Annotated in this window: 23 protein-coding genes; 16 read left to right on the forward strand and 7 right to left on the reverse strand. The window is 43.0% G+C overall.

Annotated features, from left to right (window positions below):
• Positions 1 to 456: 456 nt before the first annotated feature.
• Positions 457 to 906 (forward strand): CidA/LrgA family protein, encoded by a 450-nt coding sequence (locus tag PWYN_RS17030; protein WP_052088058.1) that lies wholly within the window; start codon positions 457 to 459, stop codon positions 904 to 906.
• The gene (locus PWYN_RS17035) at positions 906 to 1595 is read left to right on the forward strand and encodes an LrgB family protein (protein WP_036654506.1); all 690 of its coding nucleotides are present in this window, start codon (positions 906 to 908) and stop codon (positions 1593 to 1595) included. Before PWYN_RS17030 ends, PWYN_RS17035 begins: the two co-directional genes overlap by 1 nt.
• 98 nt (positions 1596 to 1693) lie before the next feature.
• Here PWYN_RS17035 and PWYN_RS17040 read toward each other — a convergent pair whose 3' ends face one another.
• A complete protein-coding gene (locus PWYN_RS17040; RefSeq protein ID WP_036654508.1) occupies positions 1694 to 3040 on the reverse strand; it encodes a glycoside hydrolase family 30 protein in 1347 nt (448 codons plus the stop codon).
• Between the two features lie 130 nt (positions 3041 to 3170).
• Between PWYN_RS17040 and PWYN_RS17045 the strand changes: the two genes are divergently transcribed.
• Complete coding sequence (locus PWYN_RS17045; protein WP_036654510.1) at positions 3171 to 3965, forward strand: helix-turn-helix domain-containing protein; 795 nt, start codon at positions 3171 to 3173, stop codon at positions 3963 to 3965.
• Positions 3966 to 4052: 87 nt separating this feature from the next.
• Here PWYN_RS17045 and PWYN_RS17050 read toward each other — a convergent pair whose 3' ends face one another.
• Complete coding sequence (locus PWYN_RS17050; protein WP_205622771.1) at positions 4053 to 4808, reverse strand: SGNH/GDSL hydrolase family protein; 756 nt, start codon at positions 4806 to 4808, stop codon at positions 4053 to 4055.
• Between the two features lie 81 nt (positions 4809 to 4889).
• On the opposite strand from PWYN_RS17050, the gene PWYN_RS17055 reads away from it, so the two are divergent.
• Positions 4890 to 5258 carry a YkvA family protein gene (locus PWYN_RS17055; protein WP_052088060.1) on the forward strand — a complete coding sequence of 123 codons (369 nt, stop codon included), beginning with the start codon at positions 4890 to 4892 and terminating at the stop codon, positions 5256 to 5258.
• 163 nt (positions 5259 to 5421) lie between these two features.
• Positions 5422 to 6963: an alpha-L-rhamnosidase-related protein gene (locus tag PWYN_RS17060; RefSeq protein ID WP_036654511.1), complete on the forward strand. Its 1542-nt coding sequence runs from the start codon at positions 5422 to 5424 to the stop codon at positions 6961 to 6963.
• A gap of 39 nt (positions 6964 to 7002) precedes the next feature.
• Here the strand turns inward: PWYN_RS17060 and PWYN_RS17065 are convergent, their stop codons facing one another.
• The 3 genes from PWYN_RS17065 to PWYN_RS17070 all read right to left on the reverse strand — a co-directional run bounded on the left by PWYN_RS17065 (position 7003) and on the right by PWYN_RS17070 (position 8931).
• Positions 7003 to 7536: a helix-turn-helix transcriptional regulator gene (locus PWYN_RS17065; RefSeq protein ID WP_052088061.1), complete on the reverse strand. Its 534-nt coding sequence runs from the start codon at positions 7534 to 7536 to the stop codon at positions 7003 to 7005.
• Positions 7537 to 7550: 14 nt separating this feature from the next.
• Complete coding sequence (locus PWYN_RS28220; protein ID WP_052088062.1) at positions 7551 to 7754, reverse strand: hypothetical protein; 204 nt, start codon at positions 7752 to 7754, stop codon at positions 7551 to 7553.
• 88 nt (positions 7755 to 7842) lie between these two features.
• A complete protein-coding gene (locus tag PWYN_RS17070; RefSeq protein WP_036654515.1) occupies positions 7843 to 8931 on the reverse strand; it encodes a low temperature requirement protein A in 1089 nt (362 codons plus the stop codon).
• 359 nt (positions 8932 to 9290) lie between these two features.
• On the opposite strand from PWYN_RS17070, the gene PWYN_RS17075 reads away from it, so the two are divergent.
• From PWYN_RS17075 to PWYN_RS17125, 11 genes are all read left to right on the forward strand, one after another.
• The gene (locus PWYN_RS17075; RefSeq protein ID WP_036654517.1) at positions 9291 to 9965 is read left to right on the forward strand and encodes an NAD(P)H-dependent oxidoreductase; all 675 of its coding nucleotides are present in this window, start codon (positions 9291 to 9293) and stop codon (positions 9963 to 9965) included.
• 117 nt (positions 9966 to 10082) lie between these two features.
• Positions 10083 to 10613 carry a hypothetical protein gene (locus PWYN_RS17080; RefSeq protein ID WP_157261202.1) on the forward strand — a complete coding sequence of 177 codons (531 nt, stop codon included), beginning with the start codon at positions 10083 to 10085 and terminating at the stop codon, positions 10611 to 10613.
• Positions 10614 to 10706: 93 nt separating this feature from the next.
• Entirely contained in the window at positions 10707 to 10889 is a 183-nt protein-coding gene (locus PWYN_RS17085) for a hypothetical protein (RefSeq protein WP_036654523.1), read from the forward strand.
• Between the two features lie 115 nt (positions 10890 to 11004).
• Positions 11005 to 11466 (forward strand): heme-degrading domain-containing protein, encoded by a 462-nt coding sequence (locus PWYN_RS17090; protein WP_036654526.1) that lies wholly within the window; start codon positions 11005 to 11007, stop codon positions 11464 to 11466.
• 247 nt (positions 11467 to 11713) lie between these two features.
• Positions 11714 to 12286 carry a putative ABC transporter permease gene (locus tag PWYN_RS17095; RefSeq protein WP_157261203.1) on the forward strand — a complete coding sequence of 191 codons (573 nt, stop codon included), beginning with the start codon at positions 11714 to 11716 and terminating at the stop codon, positions 12284 to 12286.
• Positions 12287 to 12754: 468 nt separating this feature from the next.
• The gene (locus PWYN_RS17100) at positions 12755 to 13231 is read left to right on the forward strand and encodes an NUDIX domain-containing protein (protein WP_052088063.1); all 477 of its coding nucleotides are present in this window, start codon (positions 12755 to 12757) and stop codon (positions 13229 to 13231) included.
• A gap of 8 nt (positions 13232 to 13239) precedes the next feature.
• Entirely contained in the window at positions 13240 to 13659 is a 420-nt protein-coding gene (locus PWYN_RS17105) for a ribosomal maturation YjgA family protein (RefSeq protein ID WP_338049199.1), read from the forward strand.
• A 465-nt stretch (positions 13660 to 14124) separates the two neighbouring features.
• Complete coding sequence (locus tag PWYN_RS17110) at positions 14125 to 15159, forward strand: HD-GYP domain-containing protein (RefSeq protein WP_036654529.1); 1035 nt, start codon at positions 14125 to 14127, stop codon at positions 15157 to 15159.
• Positions 15160 to 15314: 155 nt separating this feature from the next.
• Positions 15315 to 16937: a glycoside hydrolase family 9 protein gene (locus tag PWYN_RS17115; RefSeq protein ID WP_036654530.1), complete on the forward strand. Its 1623-nt coding sequence runs from the start codon at positions 15315 to 15317 to the stop codon at positions 16935 to 16937.
• Between the two features lie 265 nt (positions 16938 to 17202).
• On the forward strand, positions 17203 to 18792 hold the full coding sequence (locus tag PWYN_RS17120) for a sensor domain-containing diguanylate cyclase (RefSeq protein ID WP_036654532.1): 1590 nt from the start codon (positions 17203 to 17205) through the stop codon (positions 18790 to 18792).
• Positions 18793 to 18957: 165 nt separating this feature from the next.
• The gene (locus PWYN_RS17125; RefSeq protein WP_084146772.1) at positions 18958 to 19644 is read left to right on the forward strand and encodes a cupin domain-containing protein; all 687 of its coding nucleotides are present in this window, start codon (positions 18958 to 18960) and stop codon (positions 19642 to 19644) included.
• Between the two features lie 43 nt (positions 19645 to 19687).
• Here PWYN_RS17125 and PWYN_RS17130 read toward each other — a convergent pair whose 3' ends face one another.
• Both PWYN_RS17130 and PWYN_RS17135 read right to left on the reverse strand, forming a co-directional pair.
• On the reverse strand, positions 19688 to 20683 hold the full coding sequence (locus PWYN_RS17130) for an acrylyl-CoA reductase family protein (protein WP_036654534.1): 996 nt from the start codon (positions 20681 to 20683) through the stop codon (positions 19688 to 19690).
• Positions 20684 to 20792: 109 nt separating this feature from the next.
• A complete protein-coding gene (locus PWYN_RS17135) occupies positions 20793 to 22169 on the reverse strand; it encodes an MATE family efflux transporter (RefSeq protein WP_036654537.1) in 1377 nt (458 codons plus the stop codon).
• Positions 22170 to 22313: the final 144 nt, after the last annotated feature.

A 22313-nucleotide genomic window follows, 5' to 3' on the forward strand; every position in this document is an offset into this window, starting at 1 on the left:
GGTACCTCTATTTTCTAGTAAATCCCAATATTTGGCTAGGGGGAAAATCTCAAGATGAAGGGGCAAAATCTTCAACACCAAGTTGCCATGAGCGGGGGACTTTCTGGTGTGTATAATGAATATCGTTGGAAACAACAAAAAAAGCCGCAAAAGGGCGGCTTTTCTGTTACTTAAGTACTTATCAATTAAGTGTTACTAATTCATTGTGTGGGGTGAAAAAAAGATTCAGACCCGTGGCTGCTGCATAGAGTACAATGACTCACGCTTCATAGGAACACTCACTTTTTAAGATGTCATCTCTATGTAGTTCTATTTATCTTTTCATTTCCCTTCCCAATGAAATATTCATACGAGTTTCATAAATATAGTGAAAAAAACCTGAAAACTCTGTTACTCTGATAGAGTTGAAGTTTTTACATACAGAAACGTTTAAATAGATGAAGGAGTTTAATCTAAATGAAGATCATTCGCATCATTGCTCAGGTTGGGCTTTTATATTTGTTTTACTTAGCTGGTGACTATGTGCAAAAGCTGTTCCACCTACCGGTCCCGGGCAGTATTGTTGGGCTGCTGCTGCTTTTTATTTTGCTTTTGTGCAAGGTTGTGCCTGAGAGTTGGATTGAGAATGGAGCTGTCTCAGTGCTGTCGTATCTTCCTTTGTTTTTTATACCTGCAACAGCTGGGATCGTAGACCACTTAGGGATTTTCAGCGGAAGAGGGTTGTTGTTAATTGCGATCCTCATCCTTAGTACAGCATTAACGATTGGAGCAGCAGCACATTCCAGTCAATGGCTGGCAGGTTGGGGTGCCAGAAGTACAAGAAGTACGAGAAGTATTGGAAGCACAAGAAATACTGCTAATTTAACAGGGGGCAGGAATTTAAGGGAAAAGGGGGAAGAAGTCTGATGATTTTGACAGCAGCGGTGATTGTTTTAGTTACAGTAGGTATTTATCTCGTAATGTCCTTAATCTACAGACGTTTTCGCTTACCCGTATTGATGCCGGCATTGACTGCTACGTTTACTGTGGTAGTAATTCTTTTGTATTTCCGGATTCCCTATGACACCTATATGATCGGCGGGAAGTGGATAAATCAATTGCTGGGTCCTGCTGTTGTTTCTTTAGCGTATCCCTTATATAGGCAGCGTCATGTGCTGCGCCGTAATCTTCCTGCTATTCTAGGTGGAACTCTTACTGGCTTACTTGTAGGTATGTTCAGCGGAATATTGCTGGCTGTGGTCTCGGGATTTCCCAAATTATACATTCTGTCCTTGCTGCCAAAATCAATTACTACCCCTGTAGCGATTCAAATATCGTCCAATCTAGGCGGGGAATCCTCCCTAACTTCCGTATTTGTGATGATTGCCGGGTTTACGGGAGCTATTGCTGGTCCTTATATCTTAAAGCTATTTAGAATCAAAGGCGCTGTTGGAATCGGGATCGGACTAGGAACAGCTTCGCATGCGCTGGGTACAGCCAAAGCGCTCGAATACGGAGAAGAATCAGTCTCCATGAGTTCAGTAGCGATGACTGTCTGTGCTATCGCGGGTTCTTGTGCAGCCCCTCTGGTAGTCTGGATGCTGTATCCTCACTAAGTATCACAACCTAAAAAGGGTGTCTCTTGGCCGATTGGCTTCAGAGGCACCCTATTTGATTAGCAATAACTCTTATAAATTACTCTTATATTCGAATATTACTGGAAAAGCAATGTCTGAATAGCATGAGCCGGAATCGAATGCTCAGCCAGTTGTCCACGGTAGCTTAGTGTAAACGGTAGCTTGCTCTCCGTACGGTTCATTACAATAACTGCGATTGTACCGTCAATATTACGGAATGCAGTAGTTTCAAGCTTATCGGTATATTTGGAGCTGCCAATCCGCTTGGCTCCCGGACGAATGAATTTGCTGAAGTGTCCGATGTAATAGAACGAGCTTTCAAAAATAACCTCATCCTTCTGGGTATCTCCAATGATAGGAGCATCACAGTAGTTGCCCACATGGTTAGGACCGCCTTGTTCGTCCAAAACAATATTCCAGTCCGTCCAGCAGGACATCCAATTATTCAGGTTGCCCATAATGTCATGGCCATAACGTTCGCCCGTATTCCAGGAGCCGAGATGAACGCCGCCTTCCTGACAACCTTCGCTGAAGAACAGCTTCTTGTCAGGGAAGCGGTCATGTACAGCAGACAGTGCTTCAAAGTGATCACCGGAGTACCAGTGGAAACAAATGCCCCAGATATACTTGGAAGCAGCTTCGTCTTCAAAAGCAGCTTTTGCCCGGTCATATACCCGTTCCTTGTTATGATCCCAAATTAATACCTTCACATGAGACAAGTTAGCTTGCTCCAAGGCAGGACCGAGATAATCTCTGACAAAGTCCTTCTCTTCTTCAGCTGTATACACACAAGAATCCCAAATTTGAACGGCTTTGGCTTCGTTCTGTACGCTAACTGCCCAGATATCAATACCCTCGGCGGCATAAGCCTGAATGTACTTCACGAACATGTCGGCCCAAGCTTGTCTGTACTCGGGTTTTAGCTTCCCGCCATTATTCATTTGACCATTTGTTTTCATCCATGCTGGCGGGCTCCATGGGGACGAGAAGAGGCGGAAGTCCTCACCGCTTAATGCTGCCGCCCGTTGAATCAACGGGATAATAGCCTCATGATCTCTTGAGATATTGAAATTACGCAGCTCTGCGTTTTCTTCCTCAACATAGGCATAGTTACCTAACGAGAAATCACAGCTCTGGATGTGTGAGCGGCATAGCGTATAGCCAATTCCGTGCTCGGGATGGAAGTATGCATCGATGATTTCTTTTTGTTTAGCTTCACTAAGCTTTGCGATGGTTACAGCTGACGCCTCGGTGAGAGCTCCGCCAAAGCCTTCGATTTCCTGATATTCCAGATCCTCATAAATATTAATCAGTTCCATTTCTTTTTCAGCAGAATCAGGACTGAACGATATAGACGTTTTTTCGGTTAAGCGGTCCTCAGTATCTTTTGCGGTTTGGATGACGCGAACAATGCCTTCATTCATAGCGGTTAATAACCTCCTACAATATATTTCTATTTCATTATAGAAGGAGAATGGCCTATCTTTGAAGAAACAATATGGCTAAGAACCTCAACAATCTGGTCATAACCGTATTAAGAAAAGAGGATCAACTATGGAAATTAACCCTATTCATATACATCTCACCGCCTTTATGCGGCATAATCAACCGTTTCGGCATTTATTCCGGGAAGGTCTAGATACCTATATTATCCGGTTGCAAGCGGAAGGGGAGTGTGAAGCACTGATCGATGGGGAGATGGTTAACGTTCAGCCCGGTGACCTGCTGTTATTCCGACCCGGGGAAGTGTATGATTTAAGAATCGGAGAGAAAGTAAGTCCCTTAGGGTTAAGTGCGGACTATTATGTAATGTGCACAGGAGAATGGATAGATGGCTGGTGGAATAAGAGGGTAAGATCTAAGAAAGTAAGAATTACCGATGACGGTCGGCTTCAAAGCATATGGCAGCAGCTAATTCTGGAGAAAAGAAGGCTGGACGGCGGGAATAAGGATATTGTGGAGGCTTTATTTAAGGCGTTGTGCTTGCTGCTAGACCGGGCCATTGAAGAGGCTCCCTCAACTTCCTCTGCCCCCTTACTGTTGGCTTTTAAGATGAAGAGCTTTGTTGAGGAGCATGCTACGTCTGTCTTCAGGCTGGAGGATGTTGCCGGCCACGCCGGTATTAGTGTTACAAGAGCCGTGCATCTATTCAAAGCTCAGTTCGGGTACTCTATTATGCAATATGCGGGGCAGATTCGTCTCGCCTTGGCTTTGCAACTTATGGACAAAAGCAACTATACGTTGGAGCGGATTGCAGAGGAAACCGGCTTTGGAAGCTATACTTATTTCCACAGAGTATTCAGAGATCGGTATGGAGTAGCACCCGGCGCATACCGTAGGAGAGGGTGATTCACAGTTTCCAATAAAATAAAAAGGCCCGCTGCACATAAAGAATGTGACCGCAGGCCTGAGTTTAATTTAGCATCTGGGTAAAGTTTATCTTGTGCTTTCCAGCAGTAGTTGAGGCTCACTGTTCCGGATGAAATCCATGACCTTGTCAAAAATAATACGGTGTCCCTCTTTGTTGGGATGTATACCGTCCATGCAAATGAACTTCGTGAAATCCGGCTGCTGAAGGAAGGCGCCTCTGACGTCTATAATCTTAGTCTTAGTGCTTTCCGCTACCTTAATGATTGTGGAGTTGTACCGTTCCTGCCACCAATAAATCTTAGTGACACTTCCGAGCCACTTCAAAATATTCACTTCCGACACCGGATTGTTCTGGCTGACCCATTTGAAATAGCTGTCGGCGTTCAGTGGGGGTAGGCTCATAAGAATAGGCATGATCTGCTGATTTCTGAGGAAATCAATCATGTCTAACAGCATCTTTTCAAAAGCAGGGAAGTCGGTCTTGGGGTTATGCTCAGCTTCAGGATTATCGGCAATCTCTCCCCAATGGAAATCACAATCATTCCCGCCGAACTCAATTAGAACCACATCAGGCTTTTCCTTAAGGACATCTCTTTTAAGATTCCCTAAGCCTTTCATCAGGGTGTTGCCGAATTTAGCTGTATTGCGCAGTGCTCCATTTAGCTTATTCTGTAAGAGAGAAACGTAATTCTCTTCCAAGATGACATACCTGCTTCGGTCTTCATCATAAATGACACCTTTGGAGATCGAATCTCCGCTGACTATGTATTTGAGCTCTGTATTTACAGACATCTTGCTATCGGCATCGCCGTTCATATTCATTACCTCACCTCGGGTGCTTCTATATTCTTATAATCAGTTTAATCTATTTAGGTAAGGATTACATCTATGGAGGGGAAAACCATGAAAAATAACGATACAAATAGTCCTGTGAATCTCAATGTGGACAGTATTCAATACAGCAAGGAAAATGAGGAGCTTGTAAAAAGCGGATTTTGGGCTAAAACAAAGAAATTCGCAGGAAAGGTTCCGTTTACGAGGGATGCCGTTGCCATGTATTATTGTGCGATGGATGCCAGAACCCCTTTGTGGGCCAAAGGAATAGCTTTCGGTGCACTAGCTTACTTTATTACACCTATAGATGCCATCCCGGATGCCCTCATTGCTATGGGATTCACGGATGATGCCGCTGTAATAATGGCTGGGTTCAGAGCGATTTCGAGCCAAGTCAAGGACGAACATCTGGATAAAGCCGAGATGTTTTTCAAATAGGACGACGATAAGACCGGGGAGCTGCCCCGGTTTTTTTGATGGGGAGAGGTAAATCTGTAAAACAAGCAAGTTTATCCGTAATCCAGTCATGGTGTATCCGTGTGGGAAACGTTCTAATGGAGGTAGGACATTAACTGAGAAAATTTAAGGAGGATTATTAATCATGTCTGAACATGTTCAACGTTTTTCCTCAATTGCCGAAGAACTTAATCCGGAAATCTACCAACATAAGTTATATCCTAAGCATCTGGTGCAGATCGTCAGCGATGATCAAGTCATCCATGGATGGAGGGCTGAGCAGCTACAGGCTTCGGACGAACTGTCTAATTTAGTGCTTGGAAAGGGAGAAGAAGTGATTCTGGATTTCGGTGACCATACCGTTGGCAGGTTGTCTCTGCATATCAAACCCGTGGGAAGTCCGCCGGATGCTCCTTTATACCTTAAGGTGACCTTTGGGGAAATGCCGGTGGAAATGGCTGTTCCTTTCTCTGAATATGAAGGTTGGCTTAGCCGCTCCTGGTTGCAAGAGGAAGCCTATCATGTGGATGTATTACCTGCTGTGCTTCATATGGAGAGAAGATACAGTTTCCGTTATGTGAAGCTTCAGGTTATTGATACCTCTGTTAAATACAAGGTGAGCTTCGAACAGGTTTACTGTACTGCAGTAACTTCAGCGGATCAGAGTCAACTGCAGCCCTTAGAGCATGAAGATCCTGAATTGATGGCCATTGACGCGGTCAGTATCAAAACACTAGAGGATTGCATGCAGGAGGTTTTCGAGGACGGACCGAAACGGGACCGGAGGTTATGGCTTGGAGATTTGCGGCTTCAAGCACTCGCCAATTACGAAACCTTCAAGAACAATGGTTTGGTTAAACGTTGTCTCTATCTGTTTGCTGCATTTCCTAATGACAAAGGTCTTATCACCGCAAATTTGTTCATGAAGCCGGTGATCATTCCTGATGATACTTACCTCTTTGACTATTCGCTTATCTTTGTTGCAACATTACATGATTACTATCAAGCGACCGGAGATTTGAAAACATTACAGGAGTTATGGCCGACGGCCTATCGCCAGATCGAGCTATCATTGGAAAAGCTAGATGAACGGAGTGTTTTACAAGATGAAAATACCTGGTGGTCCTTTATTGATTGGCATCAGGAACTGAATAAACAAACGGCTTCACAAGCCGTTCTAATCTATAATATGAAGCTGGGTTTGGTCCTAGCCGAATGTCTCGGTGATCAGAAACAGGACTTGCTGAGGGCACAAATGGATAAGATCCAATCGGCATCTTTGGAGCATCTATGGAGTGATGAGCTGGGGTTTTTTGTGAGCGGCAGGGAGGAGCAGGTCTCATGTGCTTCGCAAATTTGGATGGTACTTGCAGGGGTAGTGGAGAATGAGAAAGCGAAAGATCTTCTGCTTCGTATGCTCGATGAGAAATCTGCACTTCCGCTAACTACACCCTATATGGTTCATCATCTGATTGAGGCTCTAATTCAAGTTGGGGAGCGGGAACGGGCGGTTGGAGAAATGAAAAGTTATTGGGGCAGCATGATAAAAGACGGAGCGGATACCTTCTGGGAGTTATATGATCCCAACAACAAGAACTTTTCACCGTATGGAAGCTATTTGATCAATAGCTATTGTCATGCCTGGAGCTGTACACCGACTTATTTTATACGTAAATACGAGTTGTAAATCTCTAGTAATTATAAAGAAAAGCCTGAAATTCTCTACTCAGAGATTCAGGCTTTTGTTCTGTAGATCACGGTATTGGGCCGGAGTGCATCTATAGTATTCAGCGAATTTTTTATAGAAAAAACTTAGGCTTTCATACCCGACTTCTGCAGAAATTTCATCTATAGTTTTATGGCTATGAGCTAGCATCGACCCCGCAAGGTTCATGCGCTGGGACTGAACCCATTCTACAAACGTTTTGCCGGTGTTTTTTTTAAGCAGATTGCCCAGATAGTTGGGGTTGAAATTGAATTCGGCGGCGAGACTCTTAAGGGTACATTGGTTATAGTTTCTCTCGATGTATTTCAGCACGGTTATTAACTCTGTTTTCTTGGAATGCCGAGGTGAATTGTAATAAGTGCTGCCATATACCCGCATTAGCTCCGTAAATACGATCAGACAGTAACTGCTAATCATTTCTTGGGAATACTCCGTCGGATCAAAAAATTCGCACATCATATTTCGAATCATATAATGCAGATTTTCATTGCCCTCGGATTGAAAAACAATAAACCGATCATGATTTGTATTCATGGAGATGGCATTAATTAAGAAATCGGTAACGATACCTGAAGAATATACACCGGGCCTTTATCAAAAAAAAGATGCTCAGGCATTCGAGGATAGTTTTCTCCTGTTTGCACCTTGAACTCGTTACCACCAAACTCATTGATATTCTGCAGCGTCTCTTTCTGTACGGTTTCGATGGGGTCCAACTGCTGCAAATATTGATCCAGTGTATGATGATTCATGTCATTACCCCTCACGTCTTGCGCTGATGAAGCTTGTTCATCCGTTTGTAGTCTATTATAGTGCCCGTGGAGGATTAGGGAAAGTTCATTAAGTCGTTACTTTTGCATATATGATAAAAAACAACGCCAACCCGCCTACTAATAAATAATTAGGGACATCGAATAACAAGTTAACCGCGAACAAAACTCCAAGTAGCGCTAATAAGAACACAAAATGATAGAGCTCCAGCTGCTGCTCTTTAACTCTGAATTTGTGGAAAACAAAGGTCGTAGAAAAAAAGTACAGCACTACAGATCCATAAATAAACGTCACAATAAATAGATTCTTCAGCTGTTCCAAGAATAATAATTGAATAGAAGCCGCAAGCATACTCATCGCCAGAAATATGAATAAATGACCATAGATAATGGCTTGCCCGGCTGTTTGTTTCGTCTTGTCGACCTTCTTTTCTACATTGTCAAAATACTGCCACCACATCGCTATGATTAGCACAAAGGTTATGGCTGCGAATAGAATAGAGTGCCAGGTCCAGGTGCTCGACTGTAACACGGCTAGGATACTTATCACGGATTCTCCAAGAAGAATCAATGTAAACAAAGCGAAGCGTTCTAACAAATGATGAGTATTTACGGGGGTTTTCTTCAAGATCCGTCTTCCGACTATGGGTACCATAATATCGGCAATAATTCCGGCGTACAAAATGGTGTAACGAAGCCATGAATCAAAAAATAGCGACGTACAAGAGATGGCTATGCCCACCCAAAAATAAGTTCCCAGATAACGCGCTGTGGCTTGATTGTGGCCATGTTCTTTTTGGTGAACAGAAAGATATTGAAGAGCGGTCATACTTCTTAGACCTACATAACCCACAAGGAATGAAATATAGTATTGATCAAATTCTACCGATAAGCTAGCCGTCATAATGAGTGCGAAAAATAATTGAAGAATTAAATAGATCCGATGCTTTAGGATGTCCTGTCCAAAACGGTTCATAAATAGGGTCTGGCCTGCCCAAGCCCACCATATGGGAATGAAGATTAACACAAATTTCGCCAAGTATTCAAAAGGAATTACACCATGCTCTACATGGACGAGGACATGACTTGCTTTAGAAACAGCGGCTACAAATAGTAAATCATAAAAAAGCTCCAACCAAGTTACTTTCTTTGGTGCCATGTAATTACCTCCCGGGACGGCGTAGATTAAAATAATATTTCGTGATTTTGTAACAAAGATAGGGCTAATATCCTTAATTTTAACCTCAAAATTGATATTTTTGTGATTTTTTTTATATTATTTATGAAATCGCTACATTCTTCCCCGTTCGGGAAAGCTGATATAAAGGTCAGATGGTTCTGTAGCATCATCTGATTTTCAACTCTCTGTGATTGTCTATATTACAGTAGGACGAAATAACATCTAATTAATTGTTGTGTATGGCCCTGCTTTAAAAATAGACAACATTAATCTATTATTAATCATATGTTCAGTGAACCATCTAACTTAATTCGTGTTACGAAAGGGAGTTACAAAGCGTGGATAAATCGACAACGACTCAGCAAGATATCCTGTCTGCTATGAATTTCAGACATGCCACTAAAGAATTTAACAGCAGCAAGAAAATCACAGATTCCGACTTTCAGTTTATTCTAGAAACCGGACGTCTGTCTCCGAGCTCCTTTGGCTTTGAGCCATGGAGGTTTGTTGTTGTGCAAAACCAAGAGATTCGGGAGAAGCTGCGCCCTTACGCTTCGGGAGCCCAAAAGCAGCTAGCAACTGCGAGTCACTTTGTACTTATTTTATCAAGGCTTCCAAAAGATATGGTCGCGAACTCTGATTATATCAAGAACATGATGGAGAATGTTCAAGAGCTGCCTGCGGAAGTCGTCCTGGCTAAAGGTACAACTTATGATAAGTTCTTAAGAACCGGCTTTAGATTACAAGAGAATGAGCGAGTTATGTTTGAGTGGAGCTGCCGGCAAACGTATTTGGCACTAGGCAATATGATGACCGCCGCTGCCCTAATAGGCATTGACTCCTGCCCTATGGAAGGCTTTGAGAGGGACAACATTGAAAAGGTTCTAATCGAAGAAGGAATAATGGACCCCGAGCATTTCGGAATCTCCTGTATGGTGGCTTTTGGATATCGTCAGTATGAACCCGGAAAGAAAACACGGCAATCGGCGGACCAAGTTATACAGTGGGTGTAATAAAAAAATGTAAAATGATGGTAATCTAAAGCATTGTCAAAAGGGGAGCATTTCATATATTGTTGAAAAATGGTGCAAATATCCAGTGCTGTTATTTTGACAGGGGAAGTGAAGCTTTTGAAAAAGATACTATATAGCTGTGTTGCTATCTTATCTGTAGTAGGGTTTATAATCTATGGCTTTATCAGTGCTCCCAAGGTCATACATGTGAATCAACAGATTGAAGTTACTGCGTACAAAGTGGAGGATCGCAGCTTTTCTAAGAAGGTTTTGATCTCTTTATCGGGTGTATTTGATGAGAAGTCGGAAAGCTATCTTGGTAAATTAACAGTGAACGGGAAGGAATATATGAACTGTAGTTTGGATCCAAAGTTCGCTATGGTACAGTGTTCTGAGGTTGGGAATGAGAAACCGCCGCGTGACCATCTGGGTATGGTAGTCGCTAACGAAGATTTCAGCAAATGGAGTCTCAAGGTAGGACCGTCAGACCAAAATGAGAATAACTTATATACAGTACTAAACCAAGGTTCTACAACTACAGATGATATCATTCTAAGTATACCAGACACAGATAGAGACTCTTCACTGAGGGCCTTTGATGAATTAATGCAACACCATGTCGTGGAATTAAAACAGAGTTTTAAATAGGAAGTGTCCTTGCGTCCATGTTTGTAAATCACTTCAACGGGTAACTATAACTAAGGAACAACAAAACGCAGCCCGTATGAAGGAGGATGTAACATGTCAGATCAAACTCAAAATGAAGCTGATATTCGGAACAAAGCAAATAAAGATGGAGACTCATTGGCAGAAATGAAGAAAATGAAAAACGGTGTGGACATTGAGCCGGAAGCCGATGAATGGACAGCCAAACCCGCACCTACTGCACATCCAGACCCGATCCCGAATAATAAGGATATTTAAATGAAATGTATGATAGAGACCGCCCCTTTATAAGGCGGTCTGTTTTTTAATTTGTTTCGGGATAGTGCTTCATGTAAAGTAAGAGAAAACTTACTTCTACATAGGAGAGTGGACCATGTCGAGCGAAAATGTGCTGCAAGAGCTTTTGAAGTTGGAAGAAGAAATCGTATTTTCCCGTTTCACGAACGAAATGGCGGTAGAGATAGGCCTTAAGCTGTACGAAACCGCCCGTGAGCTGGGCAAGGCAATAACTATTGATATCACTCGTAATGGTCATAGATTGTTCCATCTGGCCATGGAGGGTACCGCAGCAGATAATGAACAATGGATTCGCCGGAAAAATAACGTAGTCAACCGATTTGGGCACAGCTCTTATTATATTAGTAATATGCTCCAAGCAAGCGGATCAACCTTTGAACAGGTTTTTGAGGTGTCGGGTGCTGATTATGCAGCACATGGCGGTGCTTTTCCGATTATTATCCGCAATGTTGGAATCGTAGGAACGGTTACAGTATCAGGTCTTCCGCAAAAAGAAGATCACGAGCTGGCGGTGCAGGTATTGAGAACTTTTTTGTAACTTTTCAGGCCTCAAGCAATTTGGATTGCAGGGAGGAAAGGGAAATGCGTAGTCGGAACGAGAATCTAAAACCTAATACCGGAAGGTAAGATCCGGGCACTAGTTACAAAGACATAACCCTCGGGGTTATGTCTTTTTTTAGCTGCATTCTTAAATTTTATAGCTTACGCATAGCTCCAGGCAAACCAAGGCATAATATCTCCCGTTAGAGACCTGATGTAAATAATGACAACTGGGGGCGGGACAAATGACTATATTGCCGATTTTCTCATTGGATGGATACACACATGTGACTGGTGCTCAGCAATATTTCTTCTATTTTATTATTTATTCTTTTCTGGGATGGGTACTGGAGGGAACCTATAATCTATATAGTAACGGAAGCTTTCGCAAAGAAGGGTTTATGAAGGGGCCTTTTAAGCCGATGTATGGATTTGCTCCCCTTTTCCTGTTGCTAGCAAGAGATCTGGCACTCCCGCTCCCTGTATTTCTGCTGCTCGCGCTGATCATTCCGTCAGCTGTTGAATTTATAAGCGGATGGTTACTGAAGACGTTGTTCCATAGGCAGTGGTGGGATTACTCCGGTCTGCGATATCATCTGCAAGGACATATATGTCTGCGATTTTCACTATATTGGTGGGTTTTGTGTATAGCCTGTATTTATGGGATTCAGCCGCTAATGGAATTTTTATACCAGCGGGTTGAACCGTTATGGGAGTTGCTCTTACCGCCAGTCGCATTTTTCTTTACGGCTGATTTATTGTGGACAAGTTGGACACGGCGTCGAGGGGGAAAGAAGCTGGAGCTGGGTGAGAGCTAATAAGAGTTGGAGTATATTTAAATAAATAACAGGGATTGTGTAGAGATGTCTTGAAGCCAAAGGGGCTTGAGGCATCTTTTTTATATATAAAATGATGAACAGAATAGCTGCACTCCGTACAACTATTTATAACATATAAGTTATCCATAATCGTATAGTTGCACTTTGTACACTTATTAATTGTAAATCAGGCATATCAAGTGGGTATGAGGGGATTTAGATGTATTCAGTACAACTAAACAAGGGAACAGGCTTGTATTCGGAGGAATAGGTGTAAAAAGTACAACTAAATCATATCCACTTCTTCGTAATTCGTTTGGTTTGTACTTCCCATCGTTTGGGTTGCATTCCCCACGTAGGAAAAAGGATTCGACCGCTACTATGTGTAATATAGTATGAAATGTAGTAGTAACTTAAATCATATATCCTATTCATATATCCCATCCATATATCTAAGGAGGCGACTCTATGCCAATGTCTGAGTATTACCAAAGTTTAAGACTGAAGCTGGGTTCAGAGCTGTTAATGATACCCTCAGTAGCTGCTGTCATAAGAAACGATAAGGATGAGATCCTATTTATCCGCAAGCCTGAAGACACCTTGTGGGGCCTGCCCGCAGGAGCGATTGAACCAGGTGAGTCACCTGCGAGAGCACTGCGCAGAGAGGTGTTTGAAGAGACGGGATTAATGGTCAATCCAGCAAGGATTTTAGGTGTGTTTGGCGGGGAGAAGTTTAGATACGTTTACAGTAACGGTCATCAGGTGGAGTACCTGGCAATCGTATTTGAATGCACTATTGTTAAAGGAACACTTCAAAGTGTGGATGGAGAGGTGGAGGCGTTTCAATATTTTAAAATGAATGAACTGCCTGAACTGTCCGTTCCTTATCCTAAAGAAATTTTCACCCAGAATGCAGGTATGCCGACCATCTCCGTGTTTGAATGATGAAGAATATGAAGCTGAAATTAGGATATATTGGCGTCATTCTCCTTGTAATTGCGCTTGGTATTAGTTCGAGAGTTTTTTCGGACAAGTTGCCCTTATTTATATCCAGTCATGCCGGGGATGCGTTATGGGGGAGTATGGTTTATTTAGGGTTTCGGGTGCTGCTGAATAAACATAAATTGCGTCTCTCCTTGGTTCTTGGCTTGCTTTTTAGCTATGCCATTGAATGTAGTCAGCTGTATCAGGGAGAATGGATTAACGGTGTCCGTTCTACGGTATTGGGAGGATTGATCCTCGGAAAAGGCTTTTTGTGGATCGACTTGATCAGGTATTTCACAGGGATCGGGATGGCTTTCGCGCTGGATTATTTCATCTTAAATAGTACCAAGACAGATATAGACAGATCGCCGCGGAAGCAAAAAGAATAACTGAATTTCTGAGGTTTTTTCGCATTTTAAAGCCATAAGCCGCAAAGAAGACGGCAGCAGTTAATTTGGAAAGGCTCTGATAGTTAATGTTCTCTGAAAATAATGAACTGCTAAATACAATGGACGCCAATAAAGAGCTCGAAATGATCAGCTTAAACCACAAAGGTTCCTTAAGGAATTGAGTGTACATAAATTTGATCCTCTGCATAACAGTACCCCTCCAACAACATTTAAAATTTTAAATCTAATATAGCATATATCGGAAAAAAATCGGGGAAATCCTATTTTTTTTGATTATGCATTCTAAAGATGTATCTTTTGAACCAGTACTCCTGGATTAGTGCGACTATAATCTTATTGTAACAATGGAGGTATTTGGTTATGATCAAATCATAATCGGCAAAACTTTTAAAGCAGGTTGGTTCTATACTAAATAACTCCTATACATAAAGAAGGTGCTGTGTCATGAAAGTCCATGTTATGGATCTTAAACCCGGTGATCGTCTAAAAACAGATACTTTCAATAATGTGGGTCTGCATGTCCTTCCTCAGGGTACTACTATTAAAAGTGAGGAAATCGCAGTTCTTATTAGGCATAGTATTGATTACGTTGATATTGAGCATCGAAATGTGTCGGCCCTCCGAGAGAGTGCTGCTTTCCGTCAGAGTTTGTTAAAGGGAAGTATTGATGAAGCTATCGAAACCTATGAATCGGTCTTTCTCGAATCCTTGACAAGCGGTAAGTTTACACAGTCCATGATCGATGATTCATTGCGGCCGCTTCTAAAGAATCTGGATAATCAAGGGGATGTCGTATCCCTTCTGCTTATGCTGGAGCAGGATCATGCAAACACTTATAATCATTCTTTGCAAGTGGGGTTATTATCCTATTACTTAGCGAAATGGCTGGGCCATACCAAGTCGGAGATCTATGTAATCAGCCGAGCCGGGTATTTGCACGATATCGGTAAAAGTCAGGTCCCTCAGGCAATTTTGAATAAAAAGGTACTTACAAATGCAGAATTGGAAGAATTGAAACGGCATACCACCTACGGTTATGAAGTGATAAGCAATTCTATGGCTGATGCGTCTGCACCATTGGTTGCTCTTCAACATCATGAGTTCGAAGATGGTTCAGGGTATCCCAAAGGTATTCTTCAGAGCGATATTCATCCCTATACCCGAATCGTTACCGTTGCTAATCTCTATATCGGTATGATTACCTCCAGAAACTTTCAGCTGAAGCAAAGCCTTATGAACGTTCTTCGGAAAATAAACGAGTTGGGGTTCGGTAAGCTTCATGCGAAAACTGTGCAGACATTGATCTGGAATATGCTTCCTAACTTTATCGGTAAAAGTGTTCGATTAAGCAACGGGGAAACAGGCATAATCATCATGAATAATCCCACAGATATATTCAAGCCGTTAGTTCGGGTGGAAGACCAATTCAGGGATTTGTCACGGGAACGTAACCTATCCATTGATGAAGTATTCATGTAAGCTAAACTTTAATAAATAAGCTAAGGATGCACCCTCTTGGGTGTGTCTTTTTTTAGCTAAGTATATTTCGATGAACCTATAATTTTGGTATAAAGAGGAAGGTTTTCCTAGGGCTATAGAGAATTAATGATGTGTGGAGGAAAGGAGAATTAGGAATGAGCGAGTGTGGAACACGCATGATAACATTAAATCAGATTGGCTATCCTGTGGATGGACAAAAAATCGCCTTGTTTACATCTTCTGAAAGCGAATTCAAGGTCATTGAGGTAATTTCTGGTGCTGTAGTTTTTGAAGGGCGGCTTGGGAATTCGGTAGAGGATGGAGCCAGCGGGGTTACCGTTCGCAAGGGAGATTTCTCAGAGGTGCAACAACCGGGGCAATACCGCATAGAGCAGGGTAAGCATCGATCCGGCGCATTTATTATCACAGATAGACCTTATCATGATTTACAACAAGGATTGCTGAAAGCATTTTATTATTACCGTTGCGGAGTAGAGCTTACAGAGGAGTATGCCGGACCTTGGAGCCATAAGGCCTGCCACACAGCTGAGGGTATTGTGTACGGGAAACCTGAGCTCAAGCTGGATAGTTCTGGCGGGTGGCATGATGCCGGCGATTACGGAAAATATAGTGGACCGGGTGCCAAGGCCGTTGCTGATCTTCTGCTTGCCTATGAAATGTATCCTTCCGCATTGCTGAGCCCTATTCCACTTCCTGAAAGTGATGGTCATACACCGGATGTTCTGTTGGAATGCAAGGTGGAGCTGGATTGGTTGTTCAAGATGCAGGAAGCCGAAACCGGCGGTGTATATCATAAATTAACTACGTTGAATTTTCCGGGTCTTGATGTAATGCCTGAGGATGATACAGCAGCATTATACTTTTCCCCAGTATCGGCAGCAGCAACTGGAGATTTCGCGGGTGTGATGGCATTGGCATCCAGAATATATAAGCCATTTAATCATTCGTATGCGCAAAAGTGTCTGGATGCGGCAGTAGCAGCGTGGGGCTGGTTAGAGACCCATCCTATTGTTCCGGGATTTAATAATCCCTCGGAGATTACAACGGGGGAATACGGAGACGAGCAGGATTTGGATGAGCGTTTCTGGGCAGCGGCTGAAATGTATCGGGCAACCGGTGAAGAAGTTTATCACAAGGCGTTCGAACAACTTGCAGAGGAATCCTTTCCCAAGTATATGTTAGGCTGGGGCGATATGGGCGGTTACGGTTCCATAGCTTACTTGTTAAATGATAAAGTGGATAAGGAGAGTGCGCTATATCTTTCGTTACAAGAAGGGCTACTGACTGAAGCCCAACGTCTGTTGGATCAGAGCCGTCAAGAGGGTTACCTGATCTCATTGAAGGAAGAGGATTATATTTGGGGCAGTAATATGCTTGTGATGAACAATGCCATGCTGCTTCTCTTCGCAGAGCATCTAAGCGGGGATTCCAGCTTTGCAGCCTGTGCTTTGGATCATCTGCATTATTTAATGGGCAGGAATGTACTGGATATTAGCTACGTTACCGGATTCGGTGATAAATCAGTAATGCATCCGCATCACCGGCCATCGGTAGGAGATAATGTAGATGCTCCTGTACCGGGGTTAGTCTCCGGCGGACCGGACCGTGGACTGCATGATGATTATGTAGTTGAGCATTTGCAAGGGAAGCCGGCTGCCCAATGCTTTGCTGATCATGAACTGAGTTATTCTACAAATGAAGTAACTATATATTGGAACTCACCGGCGCTGTTCGTCACAGCACGCTTTAACCAGTAATATCCAAGTGAGCAGGAGGAACCACAACCGTCTTTTATGCGTAAGCATGGAAGGCGGTTTTTTCAAAATATAAAGAAAGTATAAGTCTTAAGCGTACTTTTCTTATATTTCTACGAGAAACGGGTACCGTCCCATTAAGGACGGCAACGCCGTTTCTTCTTGTGTCCTAACGATCTTCTTTAGTTTATAATACAATTATAGTTTGACGACTTTTGTCGAAATATAGATAAATATAGCGATAAGGTAGAGAAAAGGGGGTTATGTTATGCCTAAGCGGGGAAGCCGGGGTCAAAGAAACAAATTAAGTCTGACTACACTGCTTATTGGATTAGTATCCCTGTCTGTCCTTTTAACCTCAACGATTCTTTTGCTTGCTTCTTATCAGTCTAAAAGGCAATCGTTGATCGACACAACACTTCAATTGAATTATACCAATGCCAATAAAATGAGCCAGACGATAGATTCTTTATTCAGATCCATGCGTACGAGCTTGCAATACTCAGCCAAAGCCTTATCAGGCACTAACGAGATGAGTATTTCTGACCGAGATGAATATTTAGATTTGTTAAGGAACAGCAGCAATTACTTCAATTCGATGGCTATTATCGATGGAAAAGGCATCATCCAAAATGTATCCCCTCAGAGATTGGGGACAGCCGGCAAAGAAGTGAATACCATAGCCGGGGTGGATATCAGCATTTCTCAGACTCCTTTTCTTTCCGAACCGTATCGAGCGTCAACTACGGGGCGGCTTATAGTGATTATGACCCAGCCCTATTTTGATGGAAAAGGTCACTATAGAGGAGTCATTGCAGGTACCCTTAATCTTCAAGATCACAACGTGTTGACAATGATTTTCGGGAGCAACAATGTTGATACTGAAGGGTCCTACTATTACATTGTCGGGTCGGACGGTAAGATACTGTTCCATCCTGACAGGAGTCGCATTGGGCAAGATGTTAGAGCAAATAAGGTTGTACAGAAACTCCTTGAAGGAAAAAGTGGACAGGAAAGAGTCATTAACACGAGGGGAGTAGAGATGCTTGCGGGCTATTCTAACGTTCCAGCCAATGGGTGGGGAGTGGTAGTTGAATCCTCAAACGCTATGCTGAATGAACAAGTGAGCGGCCATATTAAAAACATTCTTTGGTACATTTTAATGCCGTTCGTATTACTGTTGATGGCCGTTATTCTAATCGCACACGAACTGGCAAGACCTTTCGTATTTCTTGCTAACTTAGTTAACAAAATAGGGAAAGAAAAAGTAGAGCTGCCTGAGAGAAAACCACATTGGAACCGAGAAGCGGATTTGTTAACGAAAACGGTACTCCTTGCCTTGGCTGATTTTCAAAAACATACAGATCAACTGACCCAGGAAGCACTGACGGATTCCTTAACCGGACTTACGAATCGCAGGAATTTTGAGAATACAATGGATCAATGGATTGGCGAAGGCAAGTCTTTCTCATTAATCGTTATGGATGTGGATAAATTCAAATTTGTGAATGATACATATGGTCATCAAGCGGGAGACGATGTACTTAGGCAGGTTGCCAATGTGATTTCTGCTTCCGTTAGACCCAAGGATATATGCTGCAGATATGGGGGCGAGGAATTCGTAGTTCTTTTAGCTAAGACTACTGTAAAGGATGCTTACATTGTGGCTGAACGAGTTAGAAAAGCAGTCGCTATTGGAGAGGTAAACCACGGACTCCCGATTACCGTATCACAAGGCATCGCTCACTTTCCCTCCCAGGCAAGGTCTTCAGATCATTTATTTCATTTGGCAGATCAAGCCCTTTACAAGGCGAAGGAATCAGGTAGGAATAGAACCGTTATAGCAGAGCTGCAGTAGAATTCTAGTACAGTGATTGATGAATATAACCAAGCGATCCCTCTTATCGGGTCGCTTTTTTTTGCGATTTATTGTGAAAGTTCCGCACCTGGGCATAGGCAAATACATATCTTAAACTCAGGAAGGATTGAAAAATGGGTAACAACAGAAGGGTAGGGATAGATAGTGAGCTCTTATATAGAGAATTCATCACCCGAGTTACAGTTTACTTATGATTTGAGCCAGAACCCGGTTTTTAAAAAAGATGCCAACAACTTCATCAATGAACTGTCCATTAACCAATTGAATACTCTTGAGAATTTATCCATCCTAGATATATATCTTAGTAAAGCTAACGTGATAGAACCCCACTATCATCAAAATGCTGCAGAACTCATCTATTGTATTTGTGGCGCATTGGTTGTCTCTATTATTAATCCGTTTAGCAAGGAATTGCTGCATTTCCCAATATGTCCGGGTCAAGTAGTGAACGTGCCACAGGGCTGGTGGCATTACGAAGTGGCTACTATAGATAACACGCATCTTCTGGCGATTTTTGATGCACCCTTTCCCGATACAATCTATGGATCAGATCTTTTGCGGCTCACTCCTCCTAATGTGCTTGCCCACACGTACTGCCTCGATGAGGCGAAAGTTAGGGATACCTTATCTCCAATAAAACAGACTACGGTTCTTGGCCCTCCACCGGGCTGCTGCCCCCAACCATCCCAGCAGGGTTACGGTTCCCACTCGTACGTTCCTCAGCAGTACACTACTCAAGGCTATCAGAATCAGGCATACACTCAACAATATATGCAACAGCCTTATGTGCAGCAGACCCTTTATTCTCAGTACCCGGGCACTCAAGAGTGAAAAAAAACCTCTCAGGATCTGAAGATCCCGAGAGGTTTCATGATTAGGACAAACGGACAAGCACTCTGCCGCGGATGGCCCCTTTTAATATATCTTCCAGTGCCAATGGCAATTCATCCAGGGTGACTTCCCGGTAGACGAGAGTATCAAGCTGCGCAGGCTTTAGATCACTTGCCATCCGCTGCCATACCTTAAGCCGTTTCTCTGTACTGCAGGATACGGAATCAATACCAAGTAAGTTAACACCGCGAAGGATAAACGGCAACACGGATGTCGGGACTGCGGTTCCACCGGTTAGGCCGCTGGCGGCAACGGATCCGTTATAGGAAATTTTGCTCAATATTGCTGCAAGTGAGCTTCCCCCAACCGAATCTACAGCAGCTTGCCATAACTGTTTATCAAGAGGTTTAACGGAGGTACCTGTAACATCTTCGCGGGAGATGACTTCCTCTGCCCCAAGAGTTTTCAGATATTCTTCTTCGTCAGTCTTACCCGTACTTGCAACTACGTGGAAGCCCTTTTTGCTAAGCATAGCAATCGCAGCGCCACCGACACCGCCTGTAGCCCCGGTCACTAATATCTTACCGTTATCAGGCCCAATACCGTGTTCTTCCAAAGCCTGTATGGACAATGCGGCGGTGAAGCCGGCTGTACCATAAATCATAGCTTCTCTTAATGTAATTCCCTCCGGCAAAGGCATTACCCAATCCGCAGGAATACGTGCATATTCGCTATAGCCTCCAAAGTGGGAAACACCGATACCATAACCGCTGGCAAACACGGGTTGTCCTTCTTGAAACCTGTCATCTGTAGAAGAGACAACATGTCCGGACAAATCAATACCCGGGATAAAAGGATAGGTTCTGATAATATTGCCATTCGGAATGCTAGCTAATCCGTCTTTATAATTCACACTGGAATAGGATACTCTGATAACAACCTCTCCAGCAGGTAATTCCTCCATGGTAACCGGCTTTACAGCGACCGAAAATGAGGTTTCGGATTTCTCTACAACTAATGCTTGGAATGTTTCGGACATAGGTGTTAAGTCTCCTTTTGTGAGTCAATAATATGAAGTAATATATTACTTATTCTGACTGGTAAACTTTTTAATGTCTATGATATAATGTCCATTAATTTAAATCCTACTATGCAGAGTCTGCATCCAACATTTGTGGAGACAGCAGGGACTTTTGCTGCCATTTACGTCCCTTCCACCGAAAGTAGTGGAACACACCTCGCACCCACTCATCGGCGGCGTGGGCGATCCACACTCCTAGCACACCGTAACCCTGATGAATTCCAAGAAAATAGGCTAAAGGTACTTTAATTCCCCACATAAAAATGATCGCCATCATTAGAGGAAACTGAACATCACCTGCTGCGCGAAGCGAATTAATAACCACATGATTGAATACCCGTCCTGGCTCCAGAAGGATGCACAGCAGCAGAATGGATGCGCCAATGGCAATGACATCAGGGTCATCTGTGAAGAAATCGAACACCTGTGTACGGAACATAATGCCAACGACAAGTGTACCTGTAGTAATTCCCATAGCCCATTTCAGACTGGATAACAGCTGCCGGTAAGCTTTTTCCTTCTGACCTGAACCTATCAGCCGGGCGACAATAATCTCGGTTCCTTCACCAATTGCCATTCCAAAAATCATGAAGAAATAAACGATGGTATTACTGTAGACATGAGCAGTCACTGCTGTCAATCCCATAAAGGTTACGAAGCGCGTGATCAACATATTACTGATATGGTACGACAGCCATTCTAATCCGGAAGGAATGCCGATTTTCAAGATCGCGGTAAGTTCCTGCCATTTCATTGTAAAGTAATAACGGAAATGTATGGGTTCTCCTACACGCTTATACAGCAGAATGAAAATTCCAATACATGCGATAATACGACTGATTATGGTAGAGATTGCTGCCCCCATAATGCCGAGCTGCGGGAAGCCTAGCCAGCCAAAGATTAGTAGCGAGTTGCCGATTAGATGAAGAATATTCATACCTATCCCAATAAACATGGTGTCCCGCGTATATCCGTGTGATCGGATGACCGGCCCAGCAGTTAGCATCAGAGCTTCGAGAAATAACGATCCTCCGACCAGCATCATATAAAGTGCAGCATCATTATGTACATTCTGAGGAACATCATAGAAGGACAATAACGTGTCTCTGCTTGTAATGAAAATCAGACTGATTAGGAGGCCAAAAATAAGGTTGAAGGTTAAAGCTGAGGCCGCAGTTTGGCTAACATCCTGAACCCGGCCGGCACCAATGAGCTGGGAAATGACAACCCCAACACCAAGACCGAGTAAATTAAACAGAATAATAGAAAACTCAATGAGCTGACGGGAAATGCCCACGGCTGATACAACCTCATCTGATATATGACTCAGCATAAAGGTATCCACGGTTCCCATCAGAATGTGAAACAGTATTTCGATGAAAATAGGCCAAGTGATGGCGAAAACGGTCATGGTTTTTAGGGTCTTTGTTGTTGATGGAGCCACGGAAAGGTATACCTCCTTGAATTAATAAATTGCACCTCGCCAATTGTACAGCCCGCAGGCGAAATTGTCTTTACTATTCTGATAAATCTGACCGTGGAGTAGCATTATTTTGACAAAGTAGCGTATTTACTGTTTGGGTAAAAT

It is taken from the genome of Paenibacillus wynnii (genome assembly GCF_000757885.1).
Classification (GTDB): Bacteria; Bacillota; Bacilli; order Paenibacillales; family Paenibacillaceae; genus Paenibacillus_AQ; species Paenibacillus_AQ wynnii.

Coding starts and splice junctions, on each gene's coding strand:
- PWYN_RS17090 (WP_036654526.1), top strand. CDS start 11,005: ATGTCGAGCGAAAATGTGCTGCAAGAGCTTTTGAAGTTGGAAGAAGAA.
- PWYN_RS17040 (WP_036654508.1), bottom strand. CDS start 3,040: ATGAATGAAGGCATTGTTCGCGTCATCCAAACCGCAAAAGATACTGAG.
- PWYN_RS17030 (WP_052088058.1), top strand. CDS start 457: ATGAAGATCATTCGCATCATTGCTCAGGTTGGGCTTTTATATTTGTTT.
- PWYN_RS17045 (WP_036654510.1), top strand. CDS start 3,171: ATGGAAATTAACCCTATTCATATACATCTCACCGCCTTTATGCGGCAT.
- PWYN_RS17095 (WP_157261203.1), top strand. CDS start 11,714: ATGACTATATTGCCGATTTTCTCATTGGATGGATACACACATGTGACT.
- PWYN_RS17065 (WP_052088061.1), bottom strand. CDS start 7,536: ATGAATACAAATCATGATCGGTTTATTGTTTTTCAATCCGAGGGCAAT.
- PWYN_RS17110 (WP_036654529.1), top strand. CDS start 14,125: ATGAAAGTCCATGTTATGGATCTTAAACCCGGTGATCGTCTAAAAACA.
- PWYN_RS17115 (WP_036654530.1), top strand. CDS start 15,315: ATGAGCGAGTGTGGAACACGCATGATAACATTAAATCAGATTGGCTAT.
- PWYN_RS17070 (WP_036654515.1), bottom strand. CDS start 8,931: ATGGCACCAAAGAAAGTAACTTGGTTGGAGCTTTTTTATGATTTACTA.
- PWYN_RS17035 (WP_036654506.1), top strand. CDS start 906: ATGATTTTGACAGCAGCGGTGATTGTTTTAGTTACAGTAGGTATTTAT.
- PWYN_RS17055 (WP_052088060.1), top strand. CDS start 4,890: ATGAAAAATAACGATACAAATAGTCCTGTGAATCTCAATGTGGACAGT.
- PWYN_RS17050 (WP_205622771.1), bottom strand. CDS start 4,808: ATGAATATGAACGGCGATGCCGATAGCAAGATGTCTGTAAATACAGAG.
- PWYN_RS17060 (WP_036654511.1), top strand. CDS start 5,422: ATGTCTGAACATGTTCAACGTTTTTCCTCAATTGCCGAAGAACTTAAT.
- PWYN_RS17100 (WP_052088063.1), top strand. CDS start 12,755: ATGCCAATGTCTGAGTATTACCAAAGTTTAAGACTGAAGCTGGGTTCA.
- PWYN_RS17105 (WP_338049199.1), top strand. CDS start 13,240: ATGAAGCTGAAATTAGGATATATTGGCGTCATTCTCCTTGTAATTGCG.
- PWYN_RS17085 (WP_036654523.1), top strand. CDS start 10,707: ATGTCAGATCAAACTCAAAATGAAGCTGATATTCGGAACAAAGCAAAT.
- PWYN_RS17130 (WP_036654534.1), bottom strand. CDS start 20,683: ATGTCCGAAACATTCCAAGCATTAGTTGTAGAGAAATCCGAAACCTCA.
- PWYN_RS28220 (WP_052088062.1), bottom strand. CDS start 7,754: ATGAATCATCATACACTGGATCAATATTTGCAGCAGTTGGACCCCATC.
- PWYN_RS17120 (WP_036654532.1), top strand. CDS start 17,203: ATGCCTAAGCGGGGAAGCCGGGGTCAAAGAAACAAATTAAGTCTGACT.